This window comes from Mycobacterium sp. IS-1496 (genome assembly GCF_001499995.1).
Taxonomy (GTDB): Bacteria; Actinomycetota; Actinomycetes; order Mycobacteriales; family Mycobacteriaceae; genus Mycobacterium.
Genome location: NZ_LQIU01000009.1, coordinates 14393 through 30623 on the forward strand (window position 1 = coordinate 14393; position 16231 = coordinate 30623).

19 protein-coding genes are annotated in these 16231 nt (G+C 69.5%); 5 read left to right on the plus strand and 14 right to left on the minus strand.

Going from position 1 to position 16231, the window contains the following annotated elements; genetic code table 11:
• Position 1: 1 nt before the first annotated feature.
• On the minus strand, positions 2-1345 hold the full coding sequence (locus tag AU195_RS06040) for a glutamyl-tRNA reductase (RefSeq protein ID WP_059158166.1): 1344 nt from the start codon (positions 1343-1345) through the stop codon (positions 2-4).
• Positions 1346-1435: 90 nt separating this feature from the next.
• Positions 1436-1702 carry a glutaredoxin family protein gene (locus tag AU195_RS06045; RefSeq protein WP_059158249.1) on the minus strand — a complete coding sequence of 89 codons (267 nt, stop codon included), beginning with the start codon at positions 1700-1702 and terminating at the stop codon, positions 1436-1438.
• Positions 1703-1740: 38 nt separating this feature from the next.
• Here AU195_RS06045 and AU195_RS06050 point away from each other — a divergent pair, with 38 nt between their 5' ends.
• Positions 1741-2643 carry an HAD family hydrolase gene (locus tag AU195_RS06050; protein ID WP_059158167.1) on the plus strand — a complete coding sequence of 301 codons (903 nt, stop codon included), beginning with the start codon at positions 1741-1743 and terminating at the stop codon, positions 2641-2643.
• A 46-nt stretch (positions 2644-2689) separates the two neighbouring features.
• Positions 2690-3223 carry an FAS1-like dehydratase domain-containing protein gene (locus AU195_RS06055; protein ID WP_059158168.1) on the plus strand — a complete coding sequence of 178 codons (534 nt, stop codon included), beginning with the start codon at positions 2690-2692 and terminating at the stop codon, positions 3221-3223.
• Positions 3224-3256: 33 nt separating this feature from the next.
• Here AU195_RS06055 and AU195_RS06060 read toward each other — a convergent pair whose 3' ends face one another.
• The 9 genes from AU195_RS06060 to AU195_RS06095 all read right to left on the minus strand — a co-directional run bounded on the left by AU195_RS06060 (position 3257) and on the right by AU195_RS06095 (position 10897).
• Positions 3257-4321: a lysophospholipid acyltransferase family protein gene (locus AU195_RS06060; RefSeq protein ID WP_059158169.1), complete on the minus strand. Its 1065-nt coding sequence runs from the start codon at positions 4319-4321 to the stop codon at positions 3257-3259.
• A gap of 33 nt (positions 4322-4354) precedes the next feature.
• Positions 4355-5428, minus strand: a complete 1074-nt coding sequence (locus AU195_RS06065) for an SDR family oxidoreductase (protein ID WP_059158170.1) — start codon at positions 5426-5428, stop codon at positions 4355-4357.
• Between the two features lie 49 nt (positions 5429-5477).
• Positions 5478-5579, minus strand: coding sequence for a 30S ribosomal protein bS22 (locus tag AU195_RS25075; RefSeq protein WP_003402602.1), 102 nt, complete (start codon positions 5577-5579; stop codon positions 5478-5480).
• A gap of 151 nt (positions 5580-5730) precedes the next feature.
• Entirely contained in the window at positions 5731-5985 is a 255-nt protein-coding gene (locus tag AU195_RS06070; RefSeq protein ID WP_059158250.1) for a helix-turn-helix domain-containing protein, read from the minus strand.
• Positions 5986-6123: 138 nt separating this feature from the next.
• Complete coding sequence (gene proC / locus AU195_RS06075) at positions 6124-6996, minus strand: pyrroline-5-carboxylate reductase (protein ID WP_157531042.1); 873 nt, start codon at positions 6994-6996, stop codon at positions 6124-6126.
• A gap of 48 nt (positions 6997-7044) precedes the next feature.
• Entirely contained in the window at positions 7045-7893 is an 849-nt protein-coding gene (locus AU195_RS06080; protein ID WP_059158172.1) for a thioesterase family protein, read from the minus strand.
• Between the two features lie 31 nt (positions 7894-7924).
• On the minus strand, positions 7925-8770 hold the full coding sequence (locus AU195_RS06085) for a sugar phosphate isomerase/epimerase family protein (protein ID WP_059158173.1): 846 nt from the start codon (positions 8768-8770) through the stop codon (positions 7925-7927).
• Positions 8771-8777: 7 nt separating this feature from the next.
• Positions 8778-9818, minus strand: a complete 1041-nt coding sequence (locus tag AU195_RS06090) for an Rv0497 family membrane protein (RefSeq protein ID WP_059158174.1) — start codon at positions 9816-9818, stop codon at positions 8778-8780.
• Positions 9815-10897 (minus strand): Ppx/GppA family phosphatase, encoded by a 1083-nt coding sequence (locus AU195_RS06095; protein ID WP_059158175.1) that lies wholly within the window; start codon positions 10895-10897, stop codon positions 9815-9817. The genes AU195_RS06090 and AU195_RS06095 overlap by 4 nt, the downstream gene beginning before the upstream one ends.
• Before the next feature lie 97 nt (positions 10898-10994).
• Between AU195_RS06095 and AU195_RS06100 the strand changes: the two genes are divergently transcribed.
• The 3 genes from AU195_RS06100 to AU195_RS06110 all read left to right on the plus strand — a co-directional run bounded on the left by AU195_RS06100 (position 10995) and on the right by AU195_RS06110 (position 13341).
• Positions 10995-11768: a DUF3109 family protein gene (locus tag AU195_RS06100; protein ID WP_059158251.1), complete on the plus strand. Its 774-nt coding sequence runs from the start codon at positions 10995-10997 to the stop codon at positions 11766-11768.
• An 11-nt stretch (positions 11769-11779) separates the two neighbouring features.
• Positions 11780-12067 (plus strand): YciI family protein, encoded by a 288-nt coding sequence (locus AU195_RS06105; protein ID WP_059158252.1) that lies wholly within the window; start codon positions 11780-11782, stop codon positions 12065-12067.
• Positions 12068-12153: 86 nt separating this feature from the next.
• On the plus strand, positions 12154-13341 hold the full coding sequence (locus AU195_RS06110) for a DUF222 domain-containing protein (protein ID WP_059158176.1): 1188 nt from the start codon (positions 12154-12156) through the stop codon (positions 13339-13341).
• A gap of 131 nt (positions 13342-13472) precedes the next feature.
• Here the strand turns inward: AU195_RS06110 and regX are convergent, their stop codons facing one another.
• The 3 genes from regX to AU195_RS06125 form a co-directional block, all read right to left on the minus strand.
• Positions 13473-14159 carry a two-component sensory transduction protein RegX gene (gene regX / locus AU195_RS06115; protein ID WP_059158177.1) on the minus strand — a complete coding sequence of 229 codons (687 nt, stop codon included), beginning with the start codon at positions 14157-14159 and terminating at the stop codon, positions 13473-13475.
• Positions 14160-14174: 15 nt separating this feature from the next.
• Entirely contained in the window at positions 14175-15353 is a 1179-nt protein-coding gene (locus AU195_RS06120) for a sensor histidine kinase (RefSeq protein WP_059158178.1), read from the minus strand.
• Positions 15354-15483: 130 nt separating this feature from the next.
• On the minus strand, positions 15484-16230 hold the full coding sequence (locus tag AU195_RS06125; RefSeq protein WP_059158179.1) for a phosphoglyceromutase: 747 nt from the start codon (positions 16228-16230) through the stop codon (positions 15484-15486).
• Position 16231: the final 1 nt, after the last annotated feature.

Consider the following 16231-nt stretch of genomic DNA (forward strand, 5'->3'; position numbering starts at 1 on the left):
GTTACTCGGACTTGTCGAGTTCGATTGGCAGCAACGGCAATTCGCCGGCGGCCACCGCGTCGACCGCCTGCTGGTCGAGCTCGAAGAGCTCACGCAGGGCTTCGGCGTAGCTGTCGCCGCCGGGCGCGCTGGCCAGCTGCTTGACGCGCACGGTCGGGGCGTGCAGCAGCTTGTCGACGACGCGGCGGACCGTCTTGGCGACCTCGTCGCGGTGGGCGGCGTCGAGCCCCGGCAACCTGTTGTCCAGGCGCAGCAACTCGGCCTCGACCACGTCCGCGGCCCGCTGCCGCAACGCGGTGACGGTGGGGGTGACCTCGGCCATCCGCTGGCCGGCGAGGTAGTTCGCGACCTCGGCGGCCACGATCGAGCGGGCGGCGTCGGCGTCGGCGGCCGCGGCGCGCGCCGAGGGCTCGCGCTGGATGCGCTCCATGTCGATGACGTTGACGCCGGGCAGCCCGGCGATCGCCGGTTCGACGTCGCGGGGCATACCCAGGTCGCAGATCACCAGCTGGCGGTGCTCCGGCCGGCCGGTCAGTCCGCGGTGGGCGTCGGCCAACGACACCACCGGCCGGACCGCGCCGGTGGAGGAGACCACCACGTCGGCGTCGGCCAGCGCGTGAGCGATGTCGTCGAGGGTGTGCGCATCGGCGGTGACGCCCTGGTCGAGCAGGTTCTGCGCGAGGCGGCGGGCGCGCGGCAGCGACCGGTTCACCACGTGCACCCGTTCGATGCCGGCGCGGACCAGGTGCTTGGCCGACAGGGCGCCCATGGACCCGGCGCCGATGACCACGGCTGTGCGGCCGGCCAGCGAGCCGAGCTTGACTTCGGCGATGTCGAGGGCCACCGAGACGACCGAGGCGCCCGCGGCGTCGATCCCGGTCTCCGAGTGCACGCGCTTGCCGACCGACAGCGCGCGCTGCGACAACTCGTGCAGCGTGCGGCCGACGGTGTGGTTGGCCTCGGCGGAGGTGTACGCGCGGCGGACCTGTCCGAGCACCTGCTGCTCACCGATGACCGCGGAGTCCAGTCCGCTCGCCACGGCGAACAGATGCTCGACGGCGGCCTCGGCGTACCGCACGTAGGCGTACTTCGTCAGATCGTTGAGCGACATGCCGCAGTGTTCGGCGAGGACCTGGCCGATGACGGACAGCCCGCCGTGGAAGGCGTCGACCACGGCGTAGACCTCGACGCGGTTGCAGGTGGACAGCACCATCGCCTCTGTCACCAGCGACGACTGCAACACCTGGTCGACGATCTTGGCCTGGTCGGACTCGTCGGTGCTCAACTGCTCGAGGACCGATACCGGGGCACTGCGGTGCGAAACCCCGAACAACAGCACGCTCATGGCTTCATCACCACGTCATCCACGGTAATCGTTCACAAGCGTGCCGACCAAATTTCACCTAGTCATCTTTGTCACCACGACCCCGTTTTGTCACTGCAGATCCGCCCGCAACCGCGGTTCGTCGACCTCCCAGTAGCTGTGTTCGGCGCCGTCGAGCAGCACCACCGGCAGCCGGTCGCCGTACTCCGCGCGCAACGCGGTGTTCCCGCCTGCCGCCGCCGCGTCGACGTCGGTGACGGTCAGCCGGAAGCCGAGTTCGCCGGACAGCTGCGCGAGCCTGCCGGCCGCCTGTTCGCACACACCGCATCCGGCGCGCGTCAGCAACTCGACCGCGTGCTGCGTCCCGTCGTGGTCCACCACCCCAGTATCCGGGGCCGGTGTCCTAGGGTTGAGCCGTGTCCGAAACCGGGGGTACGCACGCCGCGCGGCAACAGATCGCCGGGGACGCCAGCGCCGAGGCCGCGGTCACGGATCTGGCGACCGAATCCGTCCCGGCGCCACCCGCGCCGCCGCCGGACCTGACCGCCGCGGCGTTCTTCGACGTGGACAACACGCTTGTGCACGGTTCGTCGCTGGTGCACTTCGCGCGCGGTCTGGCCGCCCGGAAGTACTTCACCTACGGCGACGTGCTGGGCTTCGTCTACGCCCAGGCCAAGTTCCAGCTGACCGGTCGGGAGAACAGCGACGACGTCGCGGCCGGGCGGACCAAGGCGTTGTCGTTCATCGAGGGCCGCTCGACCGCCGAACTGGTCGCCCTCGGCGAGGACATCTACGACGAGATCATCGCCTCCAAGATCTGGCCCGGCACCCGGGCGCTGGCGCAGATGCACCTCGACGCAGGCCAGCAGGTGTGGCTGGTCACCGCGACGCCGTATGAGCTCGCCGCCACCATCGCCCGCAAGCTGGGCCTGACCGGCGCGCTGGGCACGGTCGCCGAATCCGTCGACGGGGTGTTCACCGGCCGGCTGGTCGGCGACATCCTGCACGGCACCGGTAAGGCGCACGCGGTCCGTTCGCTGGCCATCCGCGAGGGTCTCAACCTGCGCCGCTGCACGGCCTACTCGGACAGCTACAACGACGTGCCGATGCTGTCGCTGGTCGGCACCGCGGTGGCGATCAACCCGGACGCCGCGCTGCGCAGTCTCGCCCGCGAGCGGGGCTGGGAGATCCGCGACTTCCGCACCGCCCGCAAAGCGGCGCGCATCGGGGTGCCGTCGGCGGTGGCGCTCGGCGCGCTGGGCGGTGCGCTGGCGGCCGTGGTGTCGCGCCGCCAGGACGGCCGCACCGGCTGGCGCTGATAGGCTCGCGCCGCCAAGCACGTCGACGCGGGGAGTACGCGAAGCCATGGCCATCGCTGAAGAGATCATCGGCACCCACTACCGGTATCCGGACTATTTCGAGGTGGACCGGGAGAAGATCCGGGAGTTCGCCCGCGCCGTCAAGGACGAGCATCCGGCGCACCACGACGAAGCGGCCGCCAAGGAATCCGGTTACGACGCGCTGATCGCGTCGCTGACGTTCCTCGCGGTGGCCGGGCGCAAGGTGCAGGCCGAGATCTTCAACCAGTTCGACGTGCCGATCAACATGGAGCGCGTACTGCACCGCGACCAGAAGATCACGTTCCACCGGCCCATCCTGGCCGGCGACAAACTGTTCTTCGACTCCTACCTGGACTCGGTCATCGAGGCGCACGGCACCGTCGTGACCGAGGTCCGCGGCGAGGTCAGCGACGAGGCCGGCGAACCGGTGCTGACCAGCGTCGTGACCGTGATCGGCGAGGCCGCCCACGACAGCGAGGCCGACGAGATCAGCGCGACCATCAAGGCGCGCCGCGACGCCGCGATCGCCAAGATGGTGTCCGGGCAGAACGCCACGTAGCCCCGGCCCCCCGGAGAAGCGCGGCCGGATTCCTCAGCCGAAGAACGTGTTCCGCCGGCCGGCCAGCAGCTGGTAGAGCGTCTGCTGGATGGTCTCGCGGACCTGGTCGGTCACGTCGAATGTGACCATCGGATCATCGGCGGCCGACTCGTCGTAGCCCTCGGTCGAGATCGGCTCACCGAACTGGATGTGCCACTTCGACGGCAGCGGCACCAGACCGAGCGGGCCGGCCACCGGGAACAGCGGGGTCACCGGGAAGTACGGCAGGCCGAGCAACCGCGCCAGCAATTTGACGTCGGCCATCATCGGGTAGATCTCCTCGGACCCGACGATCGAGCACGGCACGATCGGGGCCTTGGTGCGCAGCGCCGCCGAGACGAAGCCGCCCCGGCCGAACCGCTGCAACTTGTAGCGGTCCTTGAACTGTTTGCCCAGCCCCTTGTAGCCCTCGGGGAACACCGCGGTCAGTTCACCGGCCGCCAGCAGCCGATGCGCGTCAGAGGTGCACGCCATCGTGTGGCCGGCCTTGCGGGCGGCCTGCCCGACCATCGGCAGGTCGAACACCAGGTCGGCGGCCAGCAGCCGCAGGTCGCGGTGGGCGGGATGCCTGTCCTTCACCGCGACCGACGTCATCAACCCGTCGAACGGCAGCACACCGGCGTGGTTGGCCACGACGAGCGCTGCGCCCTCGGCGGGCAGGTTCTCGACACCGCTGACCTCGACGCGGAACCACGAGTTGAACAGCACCCGCAGAATCGGCAGGAAGACCGTGCTGTTGAGGTGCGAATCGAAGCCGAACTCGTCGACGGTGTAGTCACCGGACATCCGCTTGCGGACGAACTCGGCGAGTGCCGCGATGCGTTTGGCGAGTTCGGTGGGGGTCTCCTCTACCGGGGTCCCGCCGGCGCCGCCTGTGCGGTGCTGATCGATCTCGCGCACCACCGCGGCGATCTGCTCGGCTGAGGCCCGGCTACCGGGGTCGGTGAGAAGCGAGGGGTGACGACGGGCGCTGTCCGCGCGCTGGGCCGCCCGTCTCGCCGCGTTCCGCCCCGAATTCCCGTACAGCGGGATGACTTTGGCTTTCGACTCGCCTGACACGTACTCTTCACCCCACCGATCCGTCAGTCTTCTCTAACGTCCCCACCGCTGCGCCACCGCGACGGCTCGGCCTTCCACCGACCGTACCCATCGTGGATCGACGATGGGCGTCAATCCACGACCACGCACGTAGTCATCGAATGCCTCCGCCGTGGTCCACTTCGGGTGGTATCCGAGGACCTCACGCATCCGCGTGGTGTCCATGACCCGGCCGTAGCTCAGATAGTTCAGCTGCTCCCGATCGAGCTCAGTGTATCGGGTCGCCCGCCGCAATGAGTCCACGAGCGACAGAGCCGACCGCGGCACCGGTAACGCGACGCGCCCCGAACGCCGAATCGCCTGGCTCATCATGATGATTCCCGAAGCGCCGACGTTGAACGTGCCGGGCTTACCCGCAATCGTGGCGCGCTCCAACGCCCCCAGGGCGTCCTGTTCGTGCAGCAGCTGCAGGCGTGGATCCTGTCCGAGCACCGTCGGGACCACCGGTCCGGCCAGATACCGCGACAGCGCGGTGTCCATGGCGGGTCCGATCATGTTGGCCAGCCGCAGGATGGTCACCCCGATGTCGGGGCGGCGCCTGCCGAGACCGCGCGCGTAGCCCTCGATGTCGATGCTGTCGCGGGCGAAGCCCTCGCCGGGTGGCCGGCGCGCATCGCTGTTCTCGGTGAACATCACCGGATCACGCGGGCTCGAGCCGTACACCTCGGAGGTGGACTTCAGGATGACCCGGCGCACCGAGGGGGCCTTCTGGCAGGCCGCGAAGAGCTGGATCGCACCCATCACGTTGAGCTCTTTCAACGCGGCCCGGCCGCCTGCGCGCGGTGCGTACGACGCGGCGGCGGCATGGACCACCGTGTCCACGTCGCCGTTGCGAATCACCTTGGCGATGAACGGGTTACGAATGTCCGCGCGGACGAATTCGGCGCGGCCCATCCGTCGCAGCAGATCCTTGCTCGGTGCGACCGCGTCGACCGCGATCACGTGGTTGATCAAGGGGTTCTGCGCCAACCGCGCGATGAGGTATCCACCGAGGAACCGGCACGCCCCGGTGACCAGGACCACCTTCGGGTACGAACCGACGTCGCCCGAGGTGCTCGAATCCACCACGTCAGCCTAACGGCTGTGGCTGAGAGCCACCTGGGCGACGGCCGAGAGGCTACTTACCGAGTTTTCTGCGCTGCACCCGTGTCCGACGAAGCAGCTTGCGGTGCTTCTTCTTCGACATGCGCTTACGACGCTTCTTGATGACTGAACCCATGAACTCCGCTACCTAGATTTTCCTCGGTCCGACCCGGGGCCCGACCCGACGGTCGGCCCGACGTCCGGATTGACGTCCAACCCGGACACCTTACCCAAGGGGCGCAGGTGAACGAAAACGTCGGTACCGGTCGGCCCGCTCGGCCGGCGTCTCAGCCCGCGTCGAAGTACGAACTCTCCAACATGTCGTGGACGGCTTTGGCGTGCACCCGGAACGACCGGCCGACGCGCACCGCGGGCAGCTCACCGTTGTGCACGAGGCGATACACCGTCATCTTGCTGACCCTCATCAGGCTCGCCACTTCGGCGACTGTGAGGAATTGAGCCCGTGGCTGTTGGCCGTCGGCACCGCTGTCCCGCTTACCGCCAGCCGAATCACGTGCCGATGGCCCGTTCATAGACGTCATCGCAACCCAATCCATCAGGCGCGGGCAGTTCCAGCGGCTTCCCCACCGCTGGCACCGACCCGTGCATACACGAGGAGAATAGCGTGGCGGATGGGGTTACTGCGACGGGTGTGGGCTAATCCATCAGAAATCGATGAACTACTCTGATGTAATTCCTAGCTGCTCAGAGCGTGTTTTCGCGGCTTCCACCGCATTCGCCACCGCCGACCGCAAACCACCGCGCTCGAGTTCTCGCAGCCCAGCGGCGGTGGTACCGGCCGGTGATGTAACGGTAGCGCGAAGCTGAGCCGCCGTGGTGTCCATTGCCGTTCCCATGGCCGCATCGCCCACCGGCTGGGCCTCGTCGAGACGCTCTAGCAACATCGCGGCCGAACCGGCCATCGTCTGGACGACCAGATCGGTGGCCACCGTCCGCGACAGCCCGCTGGCCACCGCGGCGTCGACCAACGCCTCGACCATCAGGAAGAAATAGGCGGGCCCGGAGCCCGACACGGCCGTCACCGCGTCCAGTTGCGACTCCGGCACCGTCAGCACCCCGCCGACCGAGTCGAAGATCGCCGAGACCTCACGCAGGTGCTCGGCGGTCGCGAACCGGCCTGCCGCCAGCGCGCTGACTCCCCCGCCGACCACCACGGGCGCATTGGGCATCGCGCGGATCACCGGGGCGCCCGCGGGCAGCTTGTTCTCGTAGTACGCGGTCGGCACACCGGCCGCGACGGTCACGAAGACCTGTTCGGCGGTGTCGGTCTCGGCGTTGGCGGCGGCTTCGGCGATGTCGTCGATGACGTGTTCGACGTCGGCCGGCTTCACCGCGACGATGACGTAGTTGGCGTTGTCGGTGGCCTCGACGACGGAGGTGACCAGCACCGAGTGCCTGTCGGCCAGGAACTTCGCGCGCTCCGGGTGCTTCTCGGCGATCACCAGATCCTTGACCTGCCTGCCCGCCCGGAGCAGCCCGGACAGCAGCGCCTCACCCATACTTCCGCCACCGATGATCGCGATTCTGGCCATGCGCCAAAGCATTGCACGTCCGGCGAGGCCGTCCTCATCCGGCGCGCGTCACTGCGCGGCGGGCACCATCGCCAGCTGCCGGGTCTGCACGATGATCCGGCCCTCGCAGTCGACGACGACGTGGTCCTCGTCGAACCACTCCTGGCCGATCTGCGTCGTCGTGCAGATGACCCGCAGCCAGCCGTCGGCCGGGCGGGCCCTCAGATACGCCGTGAGCTGCACGGTGGGCGCCCAGCCGAACCGGTTGACCCCGAACGTCACCGGAGCCGACACATCGCCGCACAGGAGCGCGAACAGGACGTCCGGCGCGGCGTCCCGCGGCCGCACCCAGTACTCGATCACCGGTGGCCCGCCGTCGGAGCGCGGCCCCATCGTGGTGAGCGACGGCCGGATGTCGCAGCCGTGTGCGAGGTGCACGATGTCGGCCATCTGGTGTCCCGGCCCGATCGGCTCCAGGCCGGGCGGCGGCTCCGGTGTCATCAGCGGCACGACCGGGTTGACCGAGAGCAGCGGTGTGACGTCGTGCTCGGGTTCGCCGAGGGTGATCGCCGCGCGCACCGCGGTCTTCTGCCCCTGCTTGAGTTCGACGTCGACCAGGCTGACCCGCCGCCCTCGTTTGCGCACCGTGGTGACGACCTGCATGGCACCCGGATCAGGGGCCCACAGGAAGTTGGCGGACACCGCGATCGGCTCGACGCCCCCGGTCTCATTTCCCCGGTCGCTTCGCTCCTGCCCTCCGGCGTGCTCCGCGCGGGCGGCGTTCGCGCACAGCGCCAGCATGGCGCCGCCGTGCACCTTCGGGCCGATCGTCCAGTGCTCGTTGAGCTCACCGCTGTACACGCCGTCGCCCAGCGCCGTGAGCGCCATCGCATCGGTGAACAGGGTCGAACCAGGCATGTGGGGTTTCCTTTTCGGTCGGCGCCGCGGATCAGCGGAGCAGGTGCGCCCGGGCGTACTGCAGCGATTCGCGCAGCAGCGCCTCGCGCTCGCTGGCGGTACGCGCCCCGGAGGTGGTGACCTCGAGGATCACATGCCCGCTGAAGTCGCCGCCCGCCAGCATCTGGCACACCTCGGCGGTGGGCTGGGTGCCGCGGCCGGGCACCAGGTGCTCGTCGGCCGAGGCGCCGCTGCCGTCGGCGAGGTGCAGGTGCACCAGCCCGTCTCCCATCCGCTGCGCCATCTCGATGGCGTCGGTGCCCGCCGTCGCGGTGTGGGACAGGTCCAGTGTGTAGTGCGCGTGGTCGCCGTCGAGCGGGTCGTAGGACGGCGCGAACGCCGAGATGCCGGGTCCCGGCCGGCCGCCGCGCTTGCGCATCCGCTCGATGGACGTCTGACCGGCGCCGAAGAACCGGTCGGCGCGGAACGGGAACATGTTCTCCACCGCGACCATGACGTCGCTGCCCGCTTCGAGTTCGGCGACCTGCTCGCTGAACCCCTCGGCGTAGCGGCGCTGCCAGCGGAACGGCGGATGCACGACGACGGTCTGTGCGCCCAGTTGTTCGGCGGCGCGGACGCTGCGGTCGAGTTTGGGGATGGGGTTGGCGCCCCACACCCGCTGCGAGATCAGCAGGCAGGGTGCGTGGACGGACAGCACCGGCACGCCGTACTGAGCGGACAACTTGGCGACCGCGTCGACGTCCTGACTGACGGCTTCGGCCCACACCATCAGTTCGACGCCGTCGTAGCCCAGGCGGGCGGCGTACTCGAAGGCGGCCTCGGTCCTCAGTGGATAGACCGAGGCCGTGGACAGACCGACCTTGATCGCGGGGCGCACAGGGTGACTAGCCGGACTGCAGCAACGCCAGCGGCCCCAAGGTGACCAGTGCGCCGACTGCCACGGCGGTCAGTGTGCTGCCGATGTCCTCGGTCTTGCGCACCACGCGCACCCCGACCACCAGTCCGAGGATGACCAGCACCGACAGCACGAGCGCGACGATGTTGTTCCACTTCCAGAGCTGGTCGAAGGCGATGAACAGGCCCGCGCCGAAGGCGACGGCGATGATGCACTGCCCGACGACCCAGGCGCCGCGCAGGAACGCCGACATGCGACCGCCGGACTCGACGTCGTCGCGCACGTCATCGCGGACATCGTCGTCGAGGTCGGCGTGCAGGTCCCGCTCGTCGAGCTCGTCCTCGTCGTCGTGCTCGTCGATCGTGGCGGTGTCGGTGTCCTTACCCCGGCGGGCGAGATCGTCGGCGACGGTGCCGCCGCCGAACAGCGGTCCCGCCGACGAGCGCAGATACGACGGCAGCTCGTCGTCGTCGCGGTCGGAGCGTTCGAGCGCGGGTTCGTCGCGATCCGGGTCGAGCAGGACCGCCGGCTCCTCGTCGTCGTCGAGGAGCGGATCGGGGCTCATGTCCTCGGCGCCGACGGCCGTGTCGCCGTCCAGCGGGATGTCCTCGACGCCGTCGGCGTCGTCGGGCTCGTCGGTGTCGAGTTCCCGGAGTTCGGGCTCGCCGGTCGGCGCCTCGGCAGGCTCGGCCCGCTCGTCGACGACCTCGACCGGTTCGTCGGAGGTGTCGATCACGTCGTCGGCGACCGCCGGCGCGGGTTCGGTGACCGTCTGCTGCGGGATGCCGTTGACCGGGATCCGGGCGGTCTCCTCGGCCCGCTGCTCGCGCGCCTGCTCCTCGCGGGTGTCGGAGGGGCGGTCGGTGATGACCGGGATCTCGCCGGTCAGCTCGGCGACCGTCACCGCGTCGGCGTTGCCACGGCGGCGCCGGCGCCTGCCCCCGACCGGCGGCGCGCCGATGGTGCCGTTCTTGGCGAGCAACTCGGCGACCGAGATCGGCCGGGTGCTGCTGTTCTCTGGTTCTGTCATCGTGTGTTGCCTTTAGTGGCAGTTGGGCGAAGCGCCGTACGTCCAGCATCCCGCACGGACGTCTCCGCCGCGGCGAGATCGTCGACACCGCCCACGCCGGTCAGTTTGCCGACGTCGGTCAGATCGTCGGCTCCACCGACGAATGGGCTCCCGTCGGCCTCGCTGTCGAGTTTCCGCAGAATCAAACCCTCCCGCAATGCCCACGGACAGATGTCCACGGACTCGATTCCGAGCGCCCGCATGCTTGCCTCAGCCACCAACGCTCCGGCCACGATCTGTGGCGCTCGCTCGGCACTCACCCCTTCCAATTCCGCTCGGTCAGCCGCGGTCATCCTAGAGATGAAAGCTATGAGCTGCCGCAACCCGGTCGCCGTCAGGGTCCGTTTGACCCGCGGTCCGGCCCCCGACGGCGCCGCCCCGGTGAGCCGCGCCAGGCTCCGGAACGTCTTCGACGTCGCGACGGCCAGGTCGGGACTGCCCGCTTCCAGCAGCTCGGCGCTCGCGTCCGAGAGCTCGTTGGCCAGCCAGTCGCGCAGCATCCCCACGCGGCGCCGGCCGGGCGGGTCGTCGGGCAGCCATTCGCGGGTCAGCCGTCCCGCTCCCAGCGGCAACGACAGCGCCACCTCGGGCTCCTCGTCGACGCCGTTGGACAGCTCCAGCGACCCCCCGCCGATGTCGATGTTGATGATGCGGCCGGCACTCCAGCCGTACCAGCGCCGCACGGCCAGGAACGTCAGCCGGGATTCGTCGACTCCGGTGAGCACCCGCAGCCGCACACCGGTCTCGGCCAGGACCCGCGCCAGCACGTCGTCGGAGTTGGTGGCGTCGCGCACCGCCGAGGTGGCGAACGCCATCATCTCCGCACAGCCGGAACTGGTGGCGATCTTGGCGAATTCGTCGACGGTGTCGACGAGCCGGTCGGCCCCCTTGCGGGTCAGCTTGCCGGAGTCGTCGATCGCCTCGGCCAGCCGCAGGGACGCCTTGGTCGAGCTCATCGGGGTCGGGTGGCCGCCCCGTCGCGCATCCACCACAAGCAGATGGACGGTATTGCTGCCCACGTCGAGCACGCCCAGTCGCACGCCTCCAACCTAGACCGTCGCCCCTCGGCGATCGTGCGCCGACACCCCAACGCGTATGACGCGGCGCCTCGCCGCGGCGGGTAGCGTTTGACCTGTGATGCCAGCCCATCCCGGTGAGGTGGAGCTCGACTTCGCCCGCGAGTGGGTCGAGTTCTACGACCCGGACAATCCCGAGCACCTGATCGCCGCGGACATGACGTGGCTGCTGTCGCGGTGGACGTGCGTCTTCGGCACCCCGGCCTGCCAGGGCACGGTCGAGGGCCGGCCGGACGACGGCTGCTGTTCGCACGGCGCCTTCCTGTCCGACGACGACGACCGCGCCCGTCTCGACGCGGCCGTCGAACAGCTGACCGCCGACGACTGGCAGTTCCGTGACAAGGGCCTGGGCAAGAAGGGCTACCTCGAGATGGACGAGTACGACGACAAGCCCAATCTGCGGACCCGGAAGTACAAGGGCGCGTGCATCTTCCTCAACCGACCGGGCTTCCCGGCCGGCGTCGGCTGCGCCCTGCACACCAAGGCGCTCAAGCTCGGCGTCGAACCGCTGACGATGAAGCCGGACGTGTGCTGGCAGTTGCCGATCCGACGGACACAGGACTGGGTGACGCGGCCGGACGGTTCGGAGATCCTCAAGACGACGATCACCGAGTACGACCGCCGCGGCTGGGGTGAGGGCGGTGCCGATCTGCACTGGTACTGCACCGGCGACCCGGCGGCCCACGTGGGCGCGCGGCAGGTGTACCAGTCCTACGGCCCCGAGCTGACCGAGTTGCTCGGCGAGAAAGCGTATGCCGAACTGGCGGCCATGTGCCGGCGGCGCAGCGGGCTCGGGCTGATCGCGGTGCATCCGGCGACGCGGGCCGCACAGTGAGCGCGCAGCATGTGTTCCTGTTCAAGCTCGTGCCGCCGCGCGCCGACTTCGCCCAGACGATGACCGCCGACGAACAGCAGGCGATGGCCGGTCACCAGGACTACTGGCGGGACCTCCTCGAGGCCGGCAAGGTCGTCGTCTACGGCCCGGTGGCCGATCCCGAGGGGGTCTGGGGGCTGGGCGTGCTGCGCGCTACCGACCGCGCCGAGGTCCTCGAGATCGGTAGGCGCGACCCCTCGGTCCTCGCCGGGGTCAACACCTTCGAGGTGTTCGAGATCATGGGCGGCCTCACCGGCTGAGCCGGATTCGTCCACAACGGCGAGTTCGTCCACAGGGGCGCCGAGAGGTACGCCGAGACGTCGCAGACCGCGGTTAGCGTCGTGCCATGTCCGACGATCTTGTGGCCTCGGCACGCGACGAGAACGCCGCCTGCGCAAGGCGACTCGCAGCCGTCGCCGATCTTCTCGAAGCGCGGCTCGCCGCGATCGACACCGCCGACGGTGAACAGGCCCACCTGGCCGCCTGGGCCGACGTCGGCGTCGAGGTGGGCGCGGCGATGAACGTCTCGCCCGGGGTCGCCGCGCACCAGTTGACCGTCGCCAAGGCGCTGCGCGACCGGCTGCCCCGCGTCGCCGAGGTGTTCGCGTCGGGAACGGTGCCCTACCGCGTGGTGAACGCCGTCGTCTTCCGCACCGCGCTGATCAAGGAGGCCCAGGCGGTGGCCGAGGTCGATGCGCAGATCGCGGCCCACCTGCGCGACTGGACGCGGCTGCCGCTGGCCCGGCTCGAGCAGGCGATCGACTACTGGGTGGATCGGCACGACCCCTATGCGTTGCGCCGCAGCATGATCGGACTGCAGTCCCGCGGCGTGACCGTGAACGCCCCCGACGGCAGCGGGACCGCAACGGTGTGGGGCACCCTGTGCGCCACGGACGCGGCGGCGCTCGACCGGCGACTCGACGCGATGACCCGCACGGTGTGCGCCGCGGATCCGCGCGATCACGACCAGCGCCGCGCGGACGCCCTCGCCGCGCTCGCCGGCGGCCACGACGACCTGGACTGCCGCTGCGGCCGGCCGCGGTGCGCTGCCGCCGACACCAGGGCGGACGATGTCGTCATCCACGTGATCGCCTCGGCGGAAAGCCTTTTCGAGGCCACGCACACAGCTGTCGGCAACACCCGCTCCGAGCCGCCGGCCACCACCTCGCGTGGCACCACACCGGGTGACGCGTTCTGGCAGCCCACGCCGACCGGGCCGACGAAGACCGAACCCGGGCTCATACTCGGCGGCGGGCTGCTGCCGGCGCCCGCCCTCGCGGAGCGCGCCGCATTCGCCACGATCCGGAAACTGATCCATCCCGGTGATGCACCGCCCGAGAAGCAGTCCCGCCCGTCGCAGTCATTGACCGACTTCGTGATGTGCCGCGATGTGACGTGCCGCTTCCCGGGGTGCGACCAACCGGCCGACCGGTGCGGCATCGGGATCACTCTGCGGCCGGGGCCGACGCAGGCTGCCAAATCTGAAACACCTGTGCCCGGAACACCAGCACAGCATCTCCGGACGGTGGGCTGAGCAACAGCTCCCCGACGGCACCGTCGTGTGGCGGTCACCGGGCGGTCGGATCCACACCTCCCACCCCGGCAGCCGGCTGTTCTTCCCCGCGCTGTGCCGCCCGACGGCGGCGGTCGAACCGGGAGGCGGGTTCAGCCCTCGAGCTTGTATCCCAGGCCCCGCACCGTGACCAGGTGCACCGGGTTGGCCGGATCCGCCTCGATCTTGGAACGGAGTCGCTTGACATGCACGTCGAGGGTCTTGGTGTCGCCGACGTAGTCCGCGCCCCACACCCGGTCGATGAGCTGACCACGCGTCAGCACCCGCCCGCTATTGCGCATGAGGTACTCGAGGAGGTCGAACTCCTTGAGCGGCAACGTGATCGCCTCACCGTTGACGCTCACCACGTGACGCTCGACGTCCATCCGCACGGGTCCGGCCTCGAGCACCCCGTCGGGAATGCCGGGGTCGTCGACCTCGACGCCGCGCCGCAGCACCGCGCGGATGCGCGCGATCAGTTCGCGGGCCGAATACGGTTTGGTGACATAGTCGTCGGCGCCGAGTTCCAACCCGACGACCTTGTCGATCTCGCTGTCGCGGGCGGTCACCATGATCACCGGCACGCTGGACCGGGCGCGCAGCTGCTTGCAGACATCTGTGCCGCTCATCCCGGGCAGCATCAGGTCCAGCAGGACGATGTCGGCGCCGGAGCGGTCGAACTCGGCGAGCGCCGAGGGCCCGTCGGCCACGACGGTGGTCTCGAAGCCCTCTTTGCGCAGCAGGAAGGCCAGGGGATCGGCCAAGGACTCCTCGTCCTCCACGATCAACACACTGGTCATAGGTCTCGGGTCCTCCTAGTGATTCGTTTCATCGTCCGCTTCCTCAGATCGCGGATAGGCCGGAATCGACAGGGTGAACGTCGATCCGGTGCCCGGCTGACTCCACAGCCGGATGGCGCCGTTGTGATTGGCGGCGACGTGTTTGACGATCGCCAGGCCCAGACCGGTGCCGCCGGTCGCCCGCGACCGGGCCTTGTCGACACGGAAGAAGCGCTCGAAGACCCGCTCCTGGTCGTCCTTGTCGATGCCGATTCCGCGGTCGGTGACCGAGATCTCGATGTTGTCGCCCCGGCGGCGCCGGCTGACCGAGACCGGGGTCCCCCGCGGCGAGTAGGCGATCGCGTTGGACAGCAGGTTCGCCAGCGCGGCCACCAGCAGCGGCTGATCGCCCAGGACCTTGAAGCCGGTGGGCGCATCGGTGGTGATCGCGATGTCGGCGTTGTCGGCGGCCACCTTGTGGCGCGACAGCGCTTCGGCGACCACGGTGTCCACGTCGACGATGCCCAGGTCGGGCAGCCGCTCGCCGCCCTGCAGCCGGGACAGCTCGATCAGCTCGCCGATCATGTCGGCGAGGCGATACGCCTCGTCGACCATCTTCTCGGCGAAGTGGCGCACGGTCTCGGGGTCGTCGGCGGAGGCCAGCAGCGCTTCGGCGAGCAGGCCGATCGCCCCGACCGGCGTTTTGAGTTCGTGGCTGACATTGGCCACGAAGTCGCGCCGGGTGGCCTCCATCCGGGCGTACTCGGACTGGTCGTCGACGTAGACCACCGCGAAGCGACGGTCCGCCCTGGTCAGCAACCGCACCGCCCCGCGCACCGAAAGACCCGACCGGCCGGGATGGGCCACCTTGCGCGGGGACAGGTCGACCTGGACGTCCTCACCGGTGCTCAACGTGTGCTGCGCGGCTTCCCACGCCCGGTCGTCGAGCAGACGGTCCCGGACCAGGCCGAGCTCGTCGGCGCGCGTATTGCTGTAGACCACGTCACGGAACTTGTCGACCACGACGATGCCGACCGGCGACGAGGACACGATGTGCGCGAGCATCTGCGACACGGTGATCCCGGCCGCCTCGGCCGCCCGCCGCCGACGACGCTCCGCGACCCGAGGGGTGAGCGCGACGCCCACACCCACGCCCACCAACAGCGTGAGTAGCGCCACGACCGCCGTCATCAGCAGTGCGGATGCCACACTCACGCCGAAATCGTACGCACGCGGTGAACGTCATCCCAGCAGCGTGCGGCCAAATCGAGACAAGTCACATCGCGAATCGCAGGAGTTCGGCCGCAGTTCACCGGGTGTTCGCCCAGTGCCCTGAGGTCAGGCCCTACTTCGCGCCCTGCGACGCGACCGCCGCCGCACCGGCCGCCGCGGCCTCCGGGTCGAGATAGGTGCCACCCACCACCGTCGGCTTCAGATCCGAGTCCAGGTCGTAGCGCAGCGGGATGCCCGTCGGGATGTTCAGGCCGACCACGTCCTCGTCGGACATGCCGTCGAGGTACTTCACCAGCGCGCGCAGCGAGTTGCCGTGCGCGGCGATCAGCACGGTCTTGCCCTCCCGCAGGTCGGGCACGATCGTCTGCTCGAAGTACGGCACGAAGCGGGCCACCACGTCGGCCAGGCACTCGGTCAGCGGTCCGCCGTCGATGTCGGCGTAGCGCGGATCGCGGTCCTGGCTGTACTCGCTTCCGGCCTCGATCGGCGGGGGCGGGGTGTCGTAGCTGCGCCGCCATGCCATGAACTGGTCTTCGCCGTACTTCTCTTTGGTCTCGGCCTTGTTCAGCCCCTGCAGGGCGCCGTAGTGCCGTTCGTTGAGGCGCCAGTCGCGGTGCACGGGGATCCAGTGCCGGTCGGCCTTGTCCAGCGCGATGTTGGCCGTGGTGATGGCGCGGCGCAGCAGCGACGTGTACAGCACGTCGGGCAGCCGGTCCAGGTCGGCCATCAACTCACCGGCCCGCGCGGCCTCGGCCCGGCCCTTGTCGGTCAGGTCGACGTCGACCCAGCCGGTGAACAGGTTCTTCGCGTTCCATTCACTTTCGCCGTGACGAAGCAGGATCAGCGTGGAATCTCCCATG